Source organism: Methylobacterium oryzae (assembly GCF_021398735.1).
GTDB lineage: Bacteria > Pseudomonadota > Alphaproteobacteria > Rhizobiales > Beijerinckiaceae > Methylobacterium.
The window spans coordinates 46,358-62,462 of the sequence record NZ_CP090349.1; the positions used below are offsets into that span (position 1 = coordinate 46,358).

16 protein-coding genes are annotated in these 16,105 nt (G+C 71.3%); 7 read left to right on the forward strand and 9 right to left on the reverse strand.

What is annotated here, in order from left to right; translation table 11 throughout:
* Positions 1-42 precede the first annotated feature (42 nt).
* Together LXM90_RS00190 and LXM90_RS00195 are read left to right on the forward strand one after the other, a co-directional pair.
* Complete coding sequence (locus LXM90_RS00190) at positions 43-915, forward strand: MipA/OmpV family protein (RefSeq protein WP_020094298.1); 873 nt, start codon at positions 43-45, stop codon at positions 913-915.
* Positions 916-983: 68 nt separating this feature from the next.
* Entirely contained in the window at positions 984-1,205 is a 222-nt protein-coding gene (locus tag LXM90_RS00195) for a heavy-metal-associated domain-containing protein (protein WP_026605107.1), read from the forward strand.
* A 133-nt stretch (positions 1,206-1,338) separates the two neighbouring features.
* On the opposite strand, the gene LXM90_RS00200 is transcribed toward LXM90_RS00195, so the two are convergent.
* The gene (locus LXM90_RS00200; protein WP_020094296.1) at positions 1,339-1,488 is read right to left on the reverse strand and encodes a hypothetical protein; all 150 of its coding nucleotides are present in this window, start codon (positions 1,486-1,488) and stop codon (positions 1,339-1,341) included.
* 406 nt (positions 1,489-1,894) lie between these two features.
* On the opposite strand from LXM90_RS00200, the gene mnmG reads away from it, so the two are divergent.
* The 4 genes from mnmG (at position 1,895) to LXM90_RS00220 (ending at position 6,237) form a co-directional block, all read left to right on the forward strand.
* Positions 1,895-3,796, forward strand: a complete 1,902-nt coding sequence (gene mnmG / locus LXM90_RS00205; RefSeq protein WP_020094295.1) for a tRNA uridine-5-carboxymethylaminomethyl(34) synthesis enzyme MnmG — start codon at positions 1,895-1,897, stop codon at positions 3,794-3,796.
* Positions 3,793-4,428 (forward strand): 16S rRNA (guanine(527)-N(7))-methyltransferase RsmG, encoded by a 636-nt coding sequence (gene rsmG / locus LXM90_RS00210; RefSeq protein ID WP_020094294.1) that lies wholly within the window; start codon positions 3,793-3,795, stop codon positions 4,426-4,428. The genes mnmG and rsmG overlap by 4 nt, the downstream gene beginning before the upstream one ends.
* Positions 4,425-5,282 (forward strand): ParA family protein, encoded by an 858-nt coding sequence (locus tag LXM90_RS00215; protein ID WP_020094293.1) that lies wholly within the window; start codon positions 4,425-4,427, stop codon positions 5,280-5,282. The genes rsmG and LXM90_RS00215 overlap by 4 nt, the downstream gene beginning before the upstream one ends.
* Positions 5,283-5,343: 61 nt before the next feature.
* A complete protein-coding gene (locus tag LXM90_RS00220; RefSeq protein WP_026605106.1) occupies positions 5,344-6,237 on the forward strand; it encodes a ParB/RepB/Spo0J family partition protein in 894 nt (297 codons plus the stop codon).
* Between the two features lie 295 nt (positions 6,238-6,532).
* On the opposite strand, the gene holA is transcribed toward LXM90_RS00220, so the two are convergent.
* From holA to LXM90_RS00245, 5 genes are all read right to left on the reverse strand, one after another.
* Positions 6,533-7,570, reverse strand: a complete 1,038-nt coding sequence (gene holA, locus LXM90_RS00225) for a DNA polymerase III subunit delta (RefSeq protein WP_234081398.1) — start codon at positions 7,568-7,570, stop codon at positions 6,533-6,535.
* Between the two features lie 6 nt (positions 7,571-7,576).
* A complete protein-coding gene (gene lptE, locus LXM90_RS00230) occupies positions 7,577-8,122 on the reverse strand; it encodes an LPS assembly lipoprotein LptE (protein ID WP_056533523.1) in 546 nt (181 codons plus the stop codon).
* 168 nt (positions 8,123-8,290) lie between these two features.
* Entirely contained in the window at positions 8,291-9,250 is a 960-nt protein-coding gene (locus LXM90_RS00235; RefSeq protein ID WP_056533525.1) for an AEC family transporter, read from the reverse strand.
* A gap of 107 nt (positions 9,251-9,357) precedes the next feature.
* Positions 9,358-11,586, reverse strand: a complete 2,229-nt coding sequence (locus tag LXM90_RS00240; RefSeq protein WP_234081400.1) for a TonB-dependent siderophore receptor — start codon at positions 11,584-11,586, stop codon at positions 9,358-9,360.
* Between the two features lie 130 nt (positions 11,587-11,716).
* Positions 11,717-12,604 carry an acid phosphatase gene (locus tag LXM90_RS00245; RefSeq protein ID WP_234081402.1) on the reverse strand — a complete coding sequence of 296 codons (888 nt, stop codon included), beginning with the start codon at positions 12,602-12,604 and terminating at the stop codon, positions 11,717-11,719.
* A gap of 307 nt (positions 12,605-12,911) precedes the next feature.
* Between LXM90_RS00245 and LXM90_RS00250 the strand changes: the two genes are divergently transcribed.
* On the forward strand, positions 12,912-13,538 hold the full coding sequence (locus tag LXM90_RS00250; RefSeq protein ID WP_234081404.1) for a hypothetical protein: 627 nt from the start codon (positions 12,912-12,914) through the stop codon (positions 13,536-13,538).
* Positions 13,539-13,809: 271 nt separating this feature from the next.
* On the opposite strand, the gene LXM90_RS00255 is transcribed toward LXM90_RS00250, so the two are convergent.
* The 3 genes from LXM90_RS00255 to LXM90_RS00265 are packed head-to-tail and all read right to left on the reverse strand — an operon-like array spanning position 13,810 to position 16,094.
* Complete coding sequence (locus LXM90_RS00255) at positions 13,810-14,664, reverse strand: alpha/beta fold hydrolase (protein ID WP_234081406.1); 855 nt, start codon at positions 14,662-14,664, stop codon at positions 13,810-13,812.
* A gap of 26 nt (positions 14,665-14,690) precedes the next feature.
* A complete protein-coding gene (dapD, locus tag LXM90_RS00260; RefSeq protein ID WP_020094284.1) occupies positions 14,691-15,566 on the reverse strand; it encodes a 2,3,4,5-tetrahydropyridine-2,6-dicarboxylate N-succinyltransferase in 876 nt (291 codons plus the stop codon).
* 36 nt (positions 15,567-15,602) lie between these two features.
* Positions 15,603-16,094: a cyclic nucleotide-binding domain-containing protein gene (locus LXM90_RS00265; RefSeq protein WP_020094283.1), complete on the reverse strand. Its 492-nt coding sequence runs from the start codon at positions 16,092-16,094 to the stop codon at positions 15,603-15,605.
* Between the last annotated feature and the right edge of the window lie 11 nt (positions 16,095-16,105).

Genomic DNA, 16,105 nt, shown 5'->3' on the forward strand with positions numbered 1-16,105 from the left:
TGCGAATGCGGACGGGATGAAAAAGGATCATAAAGCGTGGCCATGACGCCCGCCCCCCCGCGTACTCCCCGATTTCGCGCCGTTCTCGGCGCCGGCGCGCTCCTCGCGACCCTCGGCACGACGGCGCCGCGGGCCGCGGATCTCGGCGCGGATCTTCCGCGCACCACGCCGACCTTCGCGATGGTCGATCCCAACACTTGGATCGTCACGCTGAGCGGCTCGATCCAGGCCGTCCCGCGCTATCCGGGCGCGAGCGACTACACGGCCGTCGGTTACCCGTCGATCGACATCCGCCGGGTCGGCGAGCCGCGCCGCTTCTCGACGCCGGATGACGGGTTCAGCTTCTCGCTCTTCGACACCGAGTCGTTCCGCGTTGGCCCGACCGCGCGCTTCGTGCCGGGGCGCTACTACGGCGACGACCGGCGCCACCTGTACGGTTTCCGCGACGCCCGCTTCGCCGTGGAGCCCGGCGTGTTCGCGGAGTTCTACCCGGTCTCGTTCATCCGGACCCGCGTCGAGCTGCGCCAGGGCGTCTACGGGCACCACGGAACGGTCGGCTCGGTGGCGGCCGACTACCTGATCCCGGCGGAGAAGTTCCTGTTCTCCATCGGGCCGCGCCTCAATGTCGGCGATGCCAGCTACGCCCGGAAGTACTTCGGTGTCTCGCCGATCGAGGCGGCGCTGAACGGGCGCGTCACCCCCTACGATCCGCGCAGCTTCTACTCGGCCGGCGTGCTCGGCGGCATGACCTACACGCAGAGCGAGACCTGGGCCTACACGGCCTATGCCGGCTACACCCGGATCCTGGGCGCCTCCGGCGACAGCCCGCTGGTGCGGCGCCCGTTCGGCAACCCCAACCAGTATCAGTTCGGCCTGCGCATCGATTACGCCTTCCGCATGCCGGCGCTGTTCTGAGCCGACACCCGGCTTGCGCCGGCCCCGCCGGGCCCCGACATCCCGGGGAAGCGGTTATGGAGGCCCCGATGGACGAGACGCGCGCCGACCTGCTGATGCGGGTCGAGGGCATGACCTGCGACGGCTGCGCCGCCGCGGTGACCCGCACGGTGAAACGAATCGATCCCGCGGCCGACGTGCAGGTCGACCGGGACGCCGCGCGCGTGGCGATCCGCACCGACGCGCAGGCGCTGACCATCGCCGAGGCCCTGACCAAGGCCGGCTACACCGCGACGGCCATGACCGGCTGAGCCGGCTCGGCGTCCCGCGTTCGCGGGCCGCGGGTGGCACCGTGCGGCCGTCCGCGCGCACGGTGCGGTCCTCCCGGCCGGCGCGACGCTCGGCCGTGAAGCCTGGCCCGAGACGACGCGCCCCCGCCCCCCCTCAGGAGCGGCTCAGGAACATCCCGGTCAGGAGCAGGGCGAAGCCCGCGAGGCCGAACAGGCCTTCCTTGCGCCGGGTGCGGTCGAGGAAATGGGCGGCGGCGCCGGCCGCGCAACAGGCGGCGCCCAGGCCGATTGTCAGCGACGACATCTCGAGTCTCCTCCTCGCGCGTCGCTCGGCGGCGCGGCGAAAACGGTCCCTCTCGTGGGCCTGCCGGACGGCGTTGTCCGCACAGGATCGCGTCACGGCGCAAGATTTGCACGGCCCGCAGCTGCTGACAAGGCGCGACGCCCAAGTCCTCGCGGGATCCGCGACAGCAATGCGCGCGGGAACGACAGATCTTCGCGCGGCGGGCCTTCTGAATACCGCATTCAGAGGAGCCGCCGGCGCCGGCGAAGGGGGCGTCGTTGCGGCGGGCGGGACGCGTTGACCCGCGCGCCTTCGCGCGCTTAGACCTCCCGGCAGATCCGCCGGTCCCGCGCCCACCCGCCGTGCACGGCCCGGGGCGCTCCTCGCACCCGCGGCGGGATGTCCGCGAAAGGCTGCTCGGTACCCGATGCTCACCCCCTCCTCCGCCCGGTTCGACGTCGCGGTCGTCGGCGGCGGCCATGCCGGCGTCGAGGCCGCCGCCGCCGCGGCGCGCTGCGGCGCGCGCACCGCGCTGGTCACCCACGATCCGGCGACGATCGGGGTGATGTCCTGCAACCCGGCGATCGGCGGCCTCGGCAAGGGGCACCTTGTCCGCGAGGTCGATGCCCTGGACGGGCTGATGGGCCGGGTCGCCGACGCGGCCGGCATCCAGTTCCGCCTGCTCAACCGCCGCAAGGGACCGGCGGTGCGCGGCCCCCGGACCCAAGCCGACCGCAAGCTCTACGCGGCCGCCATGCAGTCGGCCGTGGCCGGGACCGAGGGGCTGACGGTCATCGCCGGCGCCTGCGAGGACTTGGCCTTCGACGCCGAGGGCCGCCTCCGCGGCCTCGTCCTGGCCGACGGCCGGACCCTCGCCTGCGGCGCGGTTGTACTGACCACCGGCACGTTCCTGCGCGGCCTGATCCATATCGGCGGGCGGCAGATCCCGGCGGGCCGCGTCGGCGAGGCGCCGGCGGTCGGGCTGGCGCGGACTCTCGACCGGCTCGGCCTGCGCCTCGGGCGCCTGAAGACCGGCACGCCCCCGCGCCTCGACGGGCGGACCATCGACTGGTCCGGCCTGGAGATGCAGGAGGCCGACGCCGAGCCGGTGCCGTTCTCGACGCTGACCGAGCGGATCACGACGCCGCAGATCCGCTGCGGCATCACCCGGACGAGCCGGGCGGTCCACGACCTGATCCGCGCCAACCTGCACCGCTCGCCGATGTATTCCGGCGGCATCGCCAGTCGGGGCCCGCGCTACTGCCCGTCGATCGAGGACAAGGTCGTGCGCTTCGGCGACCGGGAGGGGCACCAGATCTTCCTGGAGCCCGAAGGTCTCGACGACCCGACGATCTACCCGAACGGCATCTCCACGGCGCTGCCCGAAGAGGTGCAGCACGACCTCGTCCGCCTGATCCCCGGGCTGGAGCGGGCCGCGATCCTGCGGCCGGGCTACGCCATCGAGTACGATTACGTGGACCCCCGGGAACTCGACGTCGGCCTCCAGGTGAAGAGCCTGCCGGGCCTGTTCCTGGCCGGCCAGATCAACGGCACGACGGGCTACGAGGAGGCCGCCGGCCAGGGGCTGGTGGCCGGCCTCAACGCCGCCCGGCACGCGGGCGGCCTCGGCATCGCGGGCTTCGACCGGGCCGAGTCCTATCTCGGCGTGATGATCGACGACCTCGTGACCCAGGGAGTCAGCGAGCCCTACCGGATGTTCACCTCGCGCTCGGAGTACCGGCTGTCCCTGCGGGTCGACAACGCCGACGCCCGGCTGACGCCGCGCGGGATCGCGCTGGGCTGCGTCGGAGGACACAGGGCGGCCCATTTCGCGGCCGGGCAGGCGGCGCTCGACGCGGCGCGCGCCCGCCTCGACGCGGTGAGCCTGACGCCGAGCCAGGCCGCGGCCCACGGGATCGTCCTGAACCGCGACGGCATCCGCCGCACCGGCTTCCAGCTCCTCGCCTACCCGGAGATCGGCTGGTCCGACCTGGCGGCGGTGTGGCCGGACCTCGCCGAGGTCGCCCCGCGGATCGCCGACCGGATGAAGACCGACGCGACCTACGCGGTCTATCTCGACCGGCAGGACGCCGACATCGCGGCCTTCCGCCGTGACGAGGCCGTGCGCCTGCCGGCGGGGCTGGACTACGCGGCGATCAGCGGCCTCTCGAATGAGATGCGGGTGAAGCTCGAGACGGTGCGCCCCGGGACCCTCGGACAGGCGGCGCGGATCGAGGGCGTGACCCCGGCCGCCCTCACCCTGCTGGCCGCCCACGCGCGGCGCGGCGCGCGCGCGGCGTCGGCCCCCGCGGACCGGCTCCCGGCATGAGCGATCCGGATCGCGCCCGGGTTCTCGCGGCGGCCGGTGTTTCACGTGAAACAGCCGAGCGGCTCGACCTCTACGTGGCGCAGCTGCGGCGCTGGCAGCCGATCAAGAACCTTGTCGGCCCCGCGACGCTGGCGGAGGTCTGGAGCCGCCACATCGACGACGCGCTGCAGCTCCTCGACCTCGCGCCGGAGGCCCGCACGTGGCTCGATCTCGGCTCCGGGGCGGGCATCCCGGGCCTGATCCTCGCCATCGCCGGCCGGGAGCGCGGCGTCCGGGTCGATCTCGTGGAGAGCAACGCGCGCAAGTGCGCGTTCCTCACCGAGACCGCCCGGCTCACCGGGGCGCCGGCCCGGGTGCGCAACGCCCGCGTCGAGGCGGTGATCGGCGAGTACGTCGGGACCGACGTGGTCTGCGCCCGCGCCCTCGCCCCGATGGCGCAGCTCCTCGCCTGGACGGAGCCTCTGTTGAAAACGGGCACCACCGGCCTGTTTCCGAAGGGGCGGGACGTACAAGCAGAATTGACCCAGGCCGGCGCGCAGTGGAGAGTCGTTAACGACCTCGTGCCGAGCCGGACCGATTCCGAAGCCCGGATCGTGCGCGTCACTGCCCTCGCCGCCCCGAGCCACCGATGAGCGAAGCGATCCTCGGCGACCCCGCCGACAGGTCCATGGATTCATCCATGCGACGCCCTCTGCGCGTTCTGGCGCTCGCCAACCAGAAGGGCGGCGTCGGCAAGACCACGACGGCGATCAACCTCGGCACCGCCCTGGCGGCGATCGGCGAGGACGTGCTGGTCGTCGATCTCGACCCGCAGGGCAACGCCTCCACGGGTCTCGGGATCGACCGCGCCAAGCGCCGGGTCTCGACCTACGAGGTCATGGCCGGCGAGGCCTCGCTGGCGCAGGCGGTGGTCCCCACCGCCGTGCCGCGGCTGTCGCTGGCGCCCTCGACCATGGACCTCCTCGGCCTGGAGCTGGAGCTGGCCACCCTCCCCGACCGGGCGCACCGGCTGCGCGGCGTGCTGAAGAGCCTGACGCAGGCACCGAGCCTCAGCCGGATCAGCTACGTGCTGATCGACTGCCCGCCCTCGCTCAACCTGCTGACCATCAACGCGCTGGCGGCCGCCGACGCGGTGCTGGTGCCGCTGCAGTGCGAGTTCTTCGCCCTGGAGGGCCTCAGCCAGCTGCTGCGCACCGTCGAGCAGGTCCGCGGCGCCCTGAACCCGAAGCTGACGATCCAGGGCATCGTGCTGACGATGTTCGACCCGCGCAACAACCTCTCCGCCCAGGTCGTGGCGGACGTGCGCGGCTTCATGGGCGACAAGGTCTACGAGACCGTGATCCCCCGCAACGTCCGGATCTCCGAGGCGCCCTCGCACGGGAAGCCGGCGCTGCTGTACGACCTGAAATGCGCCGGCAGTCAGGCCTACCTGCGCCTCGCCTCGGAGGTGATCCAGCGCGAGGGCCGGGTTCCGGCCGCGGCCTGACGGGTTTGAGTCCCCCTCCCGATTCGAGGGGCGAGTGTGGAGCGTGACACGGGTGGCGATCATGGCGGAGGAGGGGGCGAAGCCTCGACTGGGGCGCGGGCTCGCGGCGCTGATCGGTGACTTCAACGAGGCCGGCAAGGCCTCGGCCAAGGCCGAGGAGCAGCGCCGGGTCCCGATCGAGTTCCTGCGCGCCAACCCGCGCAACCCGCGCCGGAGCTTCGCCGAGACGGAGCTGTCCGAGCTGGCGGCCTCGATCGGCCAGCGGGGCATCATCCAGCCGATCGTGGTCCGCCCGATCGGCGACGTGCCCGGGACCTTCGAGATCGTGGCCGGCGAGCGGCGCTGGCGGGCCGCCCAGCGCGCCGGCCTCGACGAGGTGCCGGTGGTGGTGGTCGAGATCGACGACCGCGGCTCCCTGGAATTCGCCATTCTGGAGAACGTCCAGCGCACCGACCTCAACGCGATCGAGGAGGCGTCCGGCTACGAGCGCCTGATGAAGGATTTCTCGTACACCCAGAAGGAGCTGGCCGAGATCCTCGGCAAGAGTCGCAGCCACCTCGCCAACACGCTCCGGCTGCTCAACCTGCCGCTGTCCGTGCAGGAGCGGGTCACCGCGGGCGAGCTGACCGCCGGCCACGCGCGCGCGCTGCTGGCCGTGCGCGATCCGGAGGCCACGGCGCGGCGCGTCGTGGCCGAGAGCCTGTCGGTCCGGGACGTGGAGGCGATCGCCTCCGCGGAGGCCGCTCCGGCCGAGACGCCGCGCCCCGGGCGCCCGCGCCTCTCGGCCGAGCGTCCCGCGACGGTGCGCGACCTGGAACTGCGGATCCACCGGGCCCTCGGCGTCCCGGTCTCCTACAAGCCCAAGGACGCCGATTCGGGCGAGATCCGCATCCGCTACGAGACCCAGGACGAGCTGCAGGCACTCCTCAACCGGTTCAAGGTCTCGGACGCCTGAGGAACCGTCCCGGCCAGCCCGGGGGCCCGGGCTCAGCGAGCCCGGCGCAGGCCCGGCGCGGGCCGGGCACGAGGGCGGTCAGCAAGCAGGCCGCGGCGCGCGGTGGTAGAGGGCGTGGTGTCTCGCTCAGGTCAGGCGGTCCGGGCCGGGCGATGGAGCACCGACATCGCGCGTCAGTGTCCGCGTCGGGTCGTGTCGCAGCCGTCTCGCCTGCGGGCCCCTCCGGTCGGGACCGTCGCGCCGTACCCCCCTCTTCCGTGCGGGAGAGGCAATCCGCGCCGCCGACGGCGCGGCCTCAGCGGCGCCGCCGCGCCCCCGCCTCGGCGACCCGCAGGAGGGCCGCCGAGGCCAGCGCGTGGGCCAGGTCGGGCTGCGCCCGCCGGCAGGCCAGGATCGCCTCCTGCAGGGCCGCCACGGCCTGACGGAGCGTTCCGGCCGGCCACGCGCCGAGTTGGCCCTCGATGCTGGCCCTGCGCTTGAAATGCAGGCCCCGCCACGTCGCGACCATCATGGCGGGCGTCTTGTCGGGATTGTCGAGGCGGGTGGTGAGCAGCGTCAGGGCATGCCGCAGCGCCGAGCTCAGCACCACCCCCGGGTCGAGACCCTCGTGCCGGAAGCGGCGGTAGTCGCGCTCCACCGCGTCGCGGCGGCCGTCGAAGGCGGCGTCGATCAGGGTGTTGAGCACGCTCGCCGCGACGTCGCTGGTGACGGCCTCCACGTGCTCGAGGGTCACGGTCCTGTCCCCCTCCCCCGCGGCGTAGAGGGCGAGCTTCTCGATCTCCATCAGGCTCGCCCGGCGGTCGCCGCCGAGGCTGCGGGCCAGGACCTCCCGGGCGGCGCGGTCGATGCGCAGGCCGCGCTCCTGGAGGGTGCGCTCGATCAGGTCCGAGAGGGTCCGCTCGTCGTCGGCGTAGCAGGGAATCGCGAGCGCCTTCGGCGAGCGCTCGCAGAGGGTGCGGAGCGGGTTGTTCTTGGCGAGGTCACCGGCCTCCACCACGATGCGGGCGTCGGCGACGGTCGCGCCGAGCACCGCCTCGACGGCAGGCGCGTAGTTGCGGGTGCCGGGCCGGACCCAGATCGACCGGCGGCCGCCGAACAGGCCCATCGTCCCGGCCTCGTCGCACAGCCGGCCCGGATCGGAGGCGAGGGCGTCGCCGTCGATCCGCACCAGCGCGAACGGGTCGGCCGGGTCGTCGACGAAATCCTCCGCGAGCTTCCGGGCCCGCTCGGTCACCAGACCGGTATCCGGCCCGAAGACCAGGATGACGGGGATGCGCGGATCGGGCCCGCGCCGGATCAGCCCCTCGATCTCGCCGGCCTTGACCGCCGTCACGTCGGATTACGGCTTCGTCGAGAGGACGGCGGCGAGGCGGCTCTTGATCTGGTCGGACAGCACGCTGGCCAGACGGATCTCGGCGTCCCGCGCCGCCCGCTGGCTGGCGAAGCGCTGCACCGAGCGGTCGTAGGTCGCGGTCGAGGTGGCGACGCCCTCGGTATAGACCTTGGTGCCGCCCATATCCTCGAGGCTGTACTTGATGTTGGCCACCAGGGTGCCGGCCTCGGCGCGGCCGGTGGTGGAGGAGACGATCGGGGTCTGCACGATCTCGGAGCCCGAGAGCTTCAGCCGGTAGCGCTTGGTCGCCGGGTGGCCGGACCCGTCGAGGTCGAAGACCAGCTCGCTGCGCAGGTAGTGGCCGAGGCGCTCCTGGCCCTGGGCCATCGCGACGTCGTCGACCTGGACCGAGGCGAGCAGGGCCTGGACGGATTCCCCCGAGGCGGTCGGCCCGTAGAGCGGCCGGAAGCAGGCCGAGAGGCTCAGCGCCAGGCCGGTCGCGCAGGCGAGGCGGGCGATCCGCCCCGCGATGGAAACTCCCGAACCCACCATCCGCCGTCGTTCCGCCCCTGCCTGTCGGATCGTTCTAGCGCGGACACGGCGTTCCGCGCCACAACGCTACGGGGCAAACGTTACGATTCCTCTGCGGCAAGAGCGTGGTCGCCCGGTTTCCGAATGTGAGGCCGCGGCCGTCCGGAGAGCCCGGGATCACCGGGCCGCCTAGGCGATCGCCGCGAGGTAGGCCGAGACCGTCACGACGGCCAGCACGGTCGAGACCAGCACCACGGTGGCGGTTAGGTCGGCCTCGCGCCGGTAGAACTCCGCCAGCATGAACGGCCCGGTGCCGGTGGGGAGGGCGGCCATGAGCACCGCGGTGTGCAGCAGGAGCGGGGGCAGGTCGAACAGGTAGCGGCCGAGGCCGTAGGCCAGGAGCGGGTGGAGCACCAGCTTCAGGCCGACGAGCAGCGCGGCGGTGCGCCCCTGCCCGCCCCCGGTCTGGCGGGGCTGGGCCAGGAACAGGCCGAGCGCCACCAGAGCGCAGGGCGCCGCCGCGCCGCCGAGGAGCTTCAGGAACGTGGCCACCGCGTCCGGCACGGCGAGGCCGGCGCTCGGCACCAGCGCGCCCAGCGCCGGTGCCACCAGCAGCGGGTTGCGCACCAGCGAACGGCCGACCGTCCACCAGACGGGCCGGCGCGCCCCGCCGCCCCTCCCCGACGCGGCCGCCTCGCGCCGCAGACCGGTCTCGATGAGCACGATCGCCACCGCGAAGACCCCGCAGACCGTGAGGATCGCCGCCACCGTGGTGGGCGCGAGCGCCTCCGGCCCGAAGGCGACGAGCGCCAGCGGGAAGCCCATGAAGCCGGTATTGGCGTAGCCGGCGTTGAGCCCGTCGACCGCGGCGTCGGCCAGCGGCCGCCCCGCCCCGCCGCGGATCAGCACGGCGAGGGCGAAGATCGCGAGGCTGCTGAGTCCGAAGGCGCCGATGAAGCCGGGCTTCCAGATGGTGCTCCAGTGGGCGTGCGCGGTCACGTCGAACAGCAGCGCCGGCAGGGCCAGGAAGACCACGAACCGGTTGAGTTCGGTGGTGGCGGCGGCCCCGAGCACGCCGACGCGCCGGGCCAGCCAGCCGGCGAAGATCAGCGCGAAGATCGGCAGCACGACCAGCAGGGTCGAGAGCATGGCGGGTCCGGGTCGGAGGACGATGCTCCGGCCTTAGGACGGTTTCCGATCCCGGCTCCAGTGCCGGGGACGGGGACCTGCCATGCCGCGGCCCCCGCTCCCGGACATTACCAGCGGTAGATCAGGCTGCCGATGACCGTCGCGGGCGCGCCGCGGTAGCAGAACCCGGCCTGGCAGGTCGTGTAGCTGCGGTCGAAGATGTTGGACGCGTTGATCTGCGCGCGGAAGCCCCTGTACTTCGGGTCGAGGGCCGCGAAATCGTAGGCGACCAGCGCGTCGAACAGGGTCACGGTCGGATTGCGGACGGTGTTCTCGTCGTCGGCGAAGCTCGTCCCGGCGTAGCGGATGCCGCCGCCCAGTTGCAGGCCGGCCAGCGGCGAGCCGGGCGCGAACTGATAGGTCCCGAAGGCGGTGAAGCTGTCGCCCGGGATCCCCGAGAGGGCGTTGCCGTCGATCGGCCGCCCGGTGACCAGGGAGGTCTGGCGCAGATAGCGAAGGTTGAGGTGGGTGTAGGACAGCGTCAGGTTGGTTCCCGGCGCGAAGTTCGCCGTCAGCTCGGCCTCGAACCCTTTCGACTCGACCGACCCGGTCGCGACCTGATTGGCGATGTTGTTCGGATCCTGCCGCAGGAGCGACGATTGCACGATGTCGAACCCTGAGAACGACGTCGTGATGTTGGTGTTCGGGATGGCTGCCTTCACGCCGGCCTCGATCTGGTCGCCGGTCGCGGCCTTGAACGGGTTCCCGTTCACGTCGACGCCGACCTGCGGCGTGAAGGTCGTGGCGTAGCTGGCGTAGGGCACCAGGAAGTCGGTGAGCAGGTAATTCAGGCCGATGCGGCCCGAGAAGGCCCGATCGGTCTGGTCGGCGACCGTGCCGGCCGTCCGGTCGCTCGTGTTCTGGAAGACCCAGTCGTGCCGGCCGGTGAGGGTCAGCACGAAGCGCCCGAGCTTGGCCTGATCCTGCAAGTAGGCGCCGATCTGATCCTGCGCCTGACTCTGGAAGTTCGTGTAGCGCGGCCGGGCGATCACCTGCTGGCCGTAGTTCAGGGTCAGGAGGTTGAGGTCCGGCGCGGCCCCGAAACCGAAGGCGCGCGTGTAGTCGTAATGGGCGTAATCGACCCCGCCGATCAGGGTGTGCTGGATCGGACCGGTGGTGAAGCGGCCCTCGAGCTGGTTGTCGAGGGAGATCTGGCCCAGCGTGTCCAGGTAGGCGCCGGCCGTCCGCGCGCCCAGGGTCCGGGCCGGGTTCAGCCCCGTGATCGAGGTGTAATCGTAATCCGCGCGAACGTCGTAGTAGCGAAAGTTCTGACGGAAGATCAGATCCGGCGAGAACCTGTGCTCGAAGGCGTAGCCGACGCGATACTGCTGCTGCTTGTACTGGTTGAGCGCCGGATCGCCGGAGTAGAAATTGGTCACCCGGAAGCCCGGATCGTTGTAGAAGAAGGACGTTCCCGGCAGGCGCGACTCGAAATACTCGCTGAGGAAGGTGAAGCTGGTGTCGGAATCCGGGCGCCACGTGAAGGACGGGGCGATGAAGGTGCGGTCGTCGTCTCCGCCGGGCAGGTAGGTGTTGGACTGGCGCTTCACGCCGGTCACGCGGTAGGCCATCGTCCCGTCGGTGCCCGCCACCGGGCCGCCGATGTCGAAATTGCCCTGGAAGCGGTCGTAGTTGCCGGCCTGAAACTGCACCTCTCCGAAGGGTACGAAGACCGGGCGCTTCGAGGTCGAGTCGACGATGCCGCCGGGCGAGCCGAGACCGTAGAGGCCCGAGGCCGGCCCCCTCAGGATGGTGACCGCGTCCAGCCCGTAGGGCTCGCTGCGCGGGATCGTCAGGCCGACGGCATTGAGGCGCAGGCCGTCGCGGAAGATGCCGTTGTAGGTCGCGCTGAAGCCGCGGATGTAGAAGGCATCGTAGCGGGGATCGAAGCCGAACACGCTGCTCGACACGCCCGGCGTGTAGGCGATCGCCTGGGCCAGATCCTGCACGTTGCGGTCGTTGAGCTGCTCCCGGGTGACCACCGAGACCGATTGCGGGGTCTCGAGCAGGGGCGTGTTGGTCTTGGTCGCCGCGGGGCTCACGCGCGCCACGTAGCCGGTGACGCCGGAGGGGCCGCCGCCGCCGCCGCTGGTGGCCGCGCCGCCGCCGTCGCCGCGGCTGACATTGCCGCCGCCGCCGACGCCCGTCGGGGCCGCGGCGGCCGGGCGGGCGGCCTCCACGGAGATCTCGTCGAGCTGGACGGCGGCGCCCTGCGCGGCGGCCGCCGGGACCAGGGCGACGGTGGTCAGTGCGGTGGTGGCGAGGAGCAGACCGGACGGAGCGGAACGAAACGACATCGGGGACCCACGAACGCGCCTCTACACGGCGCCCGGGGCTCCCGTACCATCGATCACGGCCGCTCGATCAAGCCGAAAACGTGTTGTAAATCACACACTTGGAAGCATTCAAATCTACAATCGTTCGCGTCTAGAACTCGAGCGGGGGCTCCCGCAGGGCGGTCGCCTCCCGGGTGCAGGCGGCCTGATCGGGAACCGTCCCGGGACTGGCGAGGGCGCCGCGAAGCTCGGCGCGGGCCTTGTCGAGATCGGCGCGGAAGGCCGCGTCGCCCATCAGGGCGGCGAAGACCGCGGTGCCGGTCAGGCGTCCCGCGGCCACGTCGCTGAGCCAGTGCACGCCGCAGACGATCCGGCTCTCGCCGTAGGCCCGGCCGCGGGCTAGGATTGGGGTCGCCTTCTCGGGCACCAGGGACGCGAGGATCAGCGCGTAGGCCCAGCCCTGCGTGGCGTGGCCCGACGGGTAGCTGAAGCTGTCGGCCAGGGCCTGGCTGCGCTGCACGCAGATCGGCGCCTCGTTGCCGACGAACGGGCGGAGGCGCCGGTAATGGACCTTGGGTCCGCGCGTCGCCCGGGCAAGATCGAGACGGGCGCGCTCCAGGAGGTTGATCACCGCCGGCACCCGCGCCTGATCGATCCGGGTGCCGAGCACGCAGGCGAAGTTCTCCAGAACGGCGGCGGCGCCCTCGGACACGTCGTTGGCGGCCAGCTCCCAGCGCGGCGACCCCTTGAGGGCGCGGGTGCTGTTGAAGGCCGCCCGGTCGGCCTTGTCGAGGGGCGCGTCGTGGGCCGGCGGGGAGGGCAGGAACTGGACGGCGTCCGGCACCGCCGCGTCGGCCAGATAGGGCTTCACGGCCGGCTTGCCGGGCTTCAGCGTGTCGGCACCGAGGGACGGGGCCGCCGGTGTTGCCGGGGGGGCCGAGGGGGCTGGGCGGGGGGAATCCTCGGCCCGGGCCGCGAAGGCCAGGAGGAGGGTGAGGGCGGCCGGGGCGAAGAGGGGCAGGGACGGCGTGCGCAGCATCGGATCCGGGACTCTCTCGGATGGAATCTGCGGGGCGCGCCCGCTGCCGGAGGAACGGCTCAGCCGGCCCGTTCAGTCCCTGCACAGGCGGCCCGATCTGTCCAGCGTGCGGCGGCCGAGGCGCCTTATGAACCGCTGCATGTTGTAGGTGCGCATTCCGATCGGTGCGCGGTGCGAAGCGTCGTCAGAGCATGGCGATGCCCGGGGAAACGCACGTCGACGACCTCCGATGCAAGCCCGAGGCAAGTTTGCTCGGCAACACTGACCGGTAGATGTTCTATCGCGGGCGGCGCAAAGCGGCACTCTGATGATTGACACCCAGAAGGAGGATCACCGCCGCGAAGAACTTGGGTCCCTCTACGTCATCACGGCGCATGAATTCAATCATGTCGCGAGATCGACGCCGATAGACAGGAGGTTTTTCGACAGAGACCTCCCCGCGAAATTCTATTTCGTCGATAAAACCGGCGCGCCACGCGATTTTCGGAGCGCGTACATCGAGGAACGCATCCTCAATCCCAGCATCATTGACGCCGGGAGCAGATTTATCGCGGAATGGTCGTTCCTTCTCACCGAATTCGAGAAGCCTTTCGCGCAGTATCCGTTCTTCGTCGTGTCGTCACGGTTCTTCGAGAAGAATCTGTCCCTACCCCTGGAGCTTCAGACGTTGCTGGCGTTCGCCTTCCCGTGCCTGAAGTGTTACGGATGGGGATATCTACCTTCGTACGATCGAAAGGCCAATTTTCAAGATCTCCAATTCTACAAGGAAGTTGGCTATCTCGGCATCAAGGATGAGGGAATCGCTTTTCTCGACGGGCTGTACGGCGTGCGCTTCGTCGATCAGTACCGCATGATTTCCGACTTTTCTGCAACTATATCGGCTTCCAATCGCGTGAACATCTTATCGAGTACGTCAAATTCTATCTTCCATTGATACGAAGATTTTTTGACGCAGACTGGAACATCGTTCGACATCCCGAACTCTACGTGCGCAGAACAGGGACGTATCGGAACGAGAAGCCATTCACCTTCCTTCTGGAAATGGCGTCCCATCTGTTCTTCTACAAGAATAATCTGAGGTTCTGTGGCGTCAGCTACGACGGCATTCACGAAGTCGACGAGCGCGAAACGATCATGAGGCCGATCATAACGTGGGATCAGGCGGGATGACCGGCTAGAACCTTTCCGGGAGCCCTCGAACGGATTCAGCCTTCCCGGATCGCGGCGGCCACGGCGTCCGGATGCTCCTCGTGCGGGCTGAGAGCGCCGGGGATCGCGGCGCCGGTCACGCGGCCGCCGGCGACGAGGGCGTCCATCTCGGCGCCCGAGCGCCGCGGGGCGCCCGCGGGGCGCAGCACCAGGGTCGGCGGCAGGCCGTCGCCGAACAGGGCCAGGAAGGCGTCGCGGCTGCCCACCGGGTCGAGGCCGCCGGTGACGAAGGCGGCGGTGCCGAAGCGGCCGTTGCGCTGGCGGGTGATGGCGTGCTTGTCGCGGATCACCGCCGGGGTGACCCGGGCCGCGTCGGCGTAGACGTGGGCGCGCATCATCCGGCCGATGATCGGCGGGCTGATGTTGATCCGGTAGAGCGCCTCGCCGAGGATCGGGGCCTCCACGACCCGGCGGATGCGCGGGAACCAGTGCGCCCGCCCCGGCATCGCGGTGGGCAGCGGCCCCCGCCAGGTCGGGGCCACCAGGACGAGCCGCCCGAAGGCCCCCGGGTGGCGCCGCGCCGCCGCCACGAGGTAGCCGGCGGCGTGGCCGGCCGCGACGCCGAGGGCGTAGGGGCCGGGCGCGGCCGCCAGCAGGGCGTCCAGGAAGGCGTGGAAGGTCGCCGGGGCGAGGGGGACGCGCGCCCGCGGCCGGGCACCGAAGCCCGGCCAGTCGGGGACGAGGCAGCGGTACTCCGTCCCGAGCCGGCCGGCGAGGCCGCGCATCTCGGCCCGCGCCGAGATGGTCGACAGGGCCGGGAGCAGGAGCGCGTCCGGCCCCGCCCCGATCCGGTCGCAGGGGGTCGGCACCGTCCGGCCCGCCACCGTCAGGGTCAGCTCGGACGTCTCCATCGCGCTCCCGCCAGGTCCCGGATGAATCAGGTGCGCAGCAGCTCGTTGATGGCGGTCTTGGACCGCGTGCCGGCATCGACGCGCTTGACGATCACCGCGCAGTAGAGGCCGGGGCCCGGCGTGCCGTCCGGCAGCGCCTTGCCGGGCATCGTGCCCGAGACGACCACCGAGTAGGGCGGCACCCGGCCGTACATGACCTCGCCGGTGGTCCGGTCGACGATCTTGGTGGAGGCGCCGATATAGACGCCCATGGACAGGACGCTGCCCTGGCCGACGATGACGCCCTCCGCCACCTCGGCGCGGGCGCCGATGAAGCAGTCGTCCTCGATGATCACCGGGTTGGCCTGGAGCGGCTCCAGGACGCCGGCGATACCGGCGCCGCCCGAGATGTGGCAGTTCTTCCCGACCTGCGCGCAGGAGCCGATCGTCACCCAGGTGTCGACCATCGTGCCCTCGCCGACATGGGCGCCGAGATTGACGAAGCTCGGCATCAGCACGGCGCCGGGAGCGATGTAGGAGCCCCGGCGCACGAAGCAGCCCGGCACGGCGCGCAGGCCCGCGGCGCGGAACTCGGCCTCGCCCCAGCCGGCGAATTTCGACGCGACCTTGTCCCACCAGGGCGCGCCGCCGGGGCCGCCCTCGATCGTCGCCATGTCGTTGAGGCGGAAGGAGAGCAGCACCGCCTTCTTCAGCCACTGGTTCACCACCCAGTCGTGGTTGCCCGACTTCTCGGCGACGCGGGCCTTACCCGAATCGAGCAGCTCCAGGGCCGCCTCGACCGCCTCGCGCACCGCGCCCTTGGTGGCGGTCGACACGTTGGCGCGGTCGTCCCAGGCGGCTTCGATGGTCTGGGCGAGATCGGAATGGGCGAGATCGGAATGGGGCTTGCCGGCCTGGGACATGGGACGGGTCAGAACTCTTGCGGCGGGAGCCCGTGCTTACAAGCGGCCACCGGAGCTGTCACCTGAGGAGATGCCGTCGATGACCTCGAGCAGTTCGCGCACCTGATCGAGATCGGTCACCAGGCCGGCGAGGTCGTCCGCCAGGGTGTCGTGGACGGCCCGCGCGGCGGCGGGGAACTCCTCCAGCACGCGGCGCATCAGCATCGGGGTGATCCGCATCACCGCGGCGCTCCCCTCGGCCCGGGCCTCGGTCGGGCGCGTCCCGCGCACGAACAGGGCGAGCTGGCCGATCAGGGCCGAGCGCCCGGCCCGCACCGGCTCGGCCGTCGGAACCCGGGGCTCCAGGCGGATCGTGCCCGCCATCACCACGAAGCCGCCATCGGCCGGATCGCCGCGGGCGAAGAGCAGGTCGCCGTCCGCGAGGTCGCGCCGCTCGGCCGCGAAGGTCAGCAGGCGCAGGGCGTCCCGGTCGAGGAAGCCGAACAGCGGCGCGGCCGCGAGGATCGCGATATCGTCGTCGAGCCCCAAGAACGCCTCAC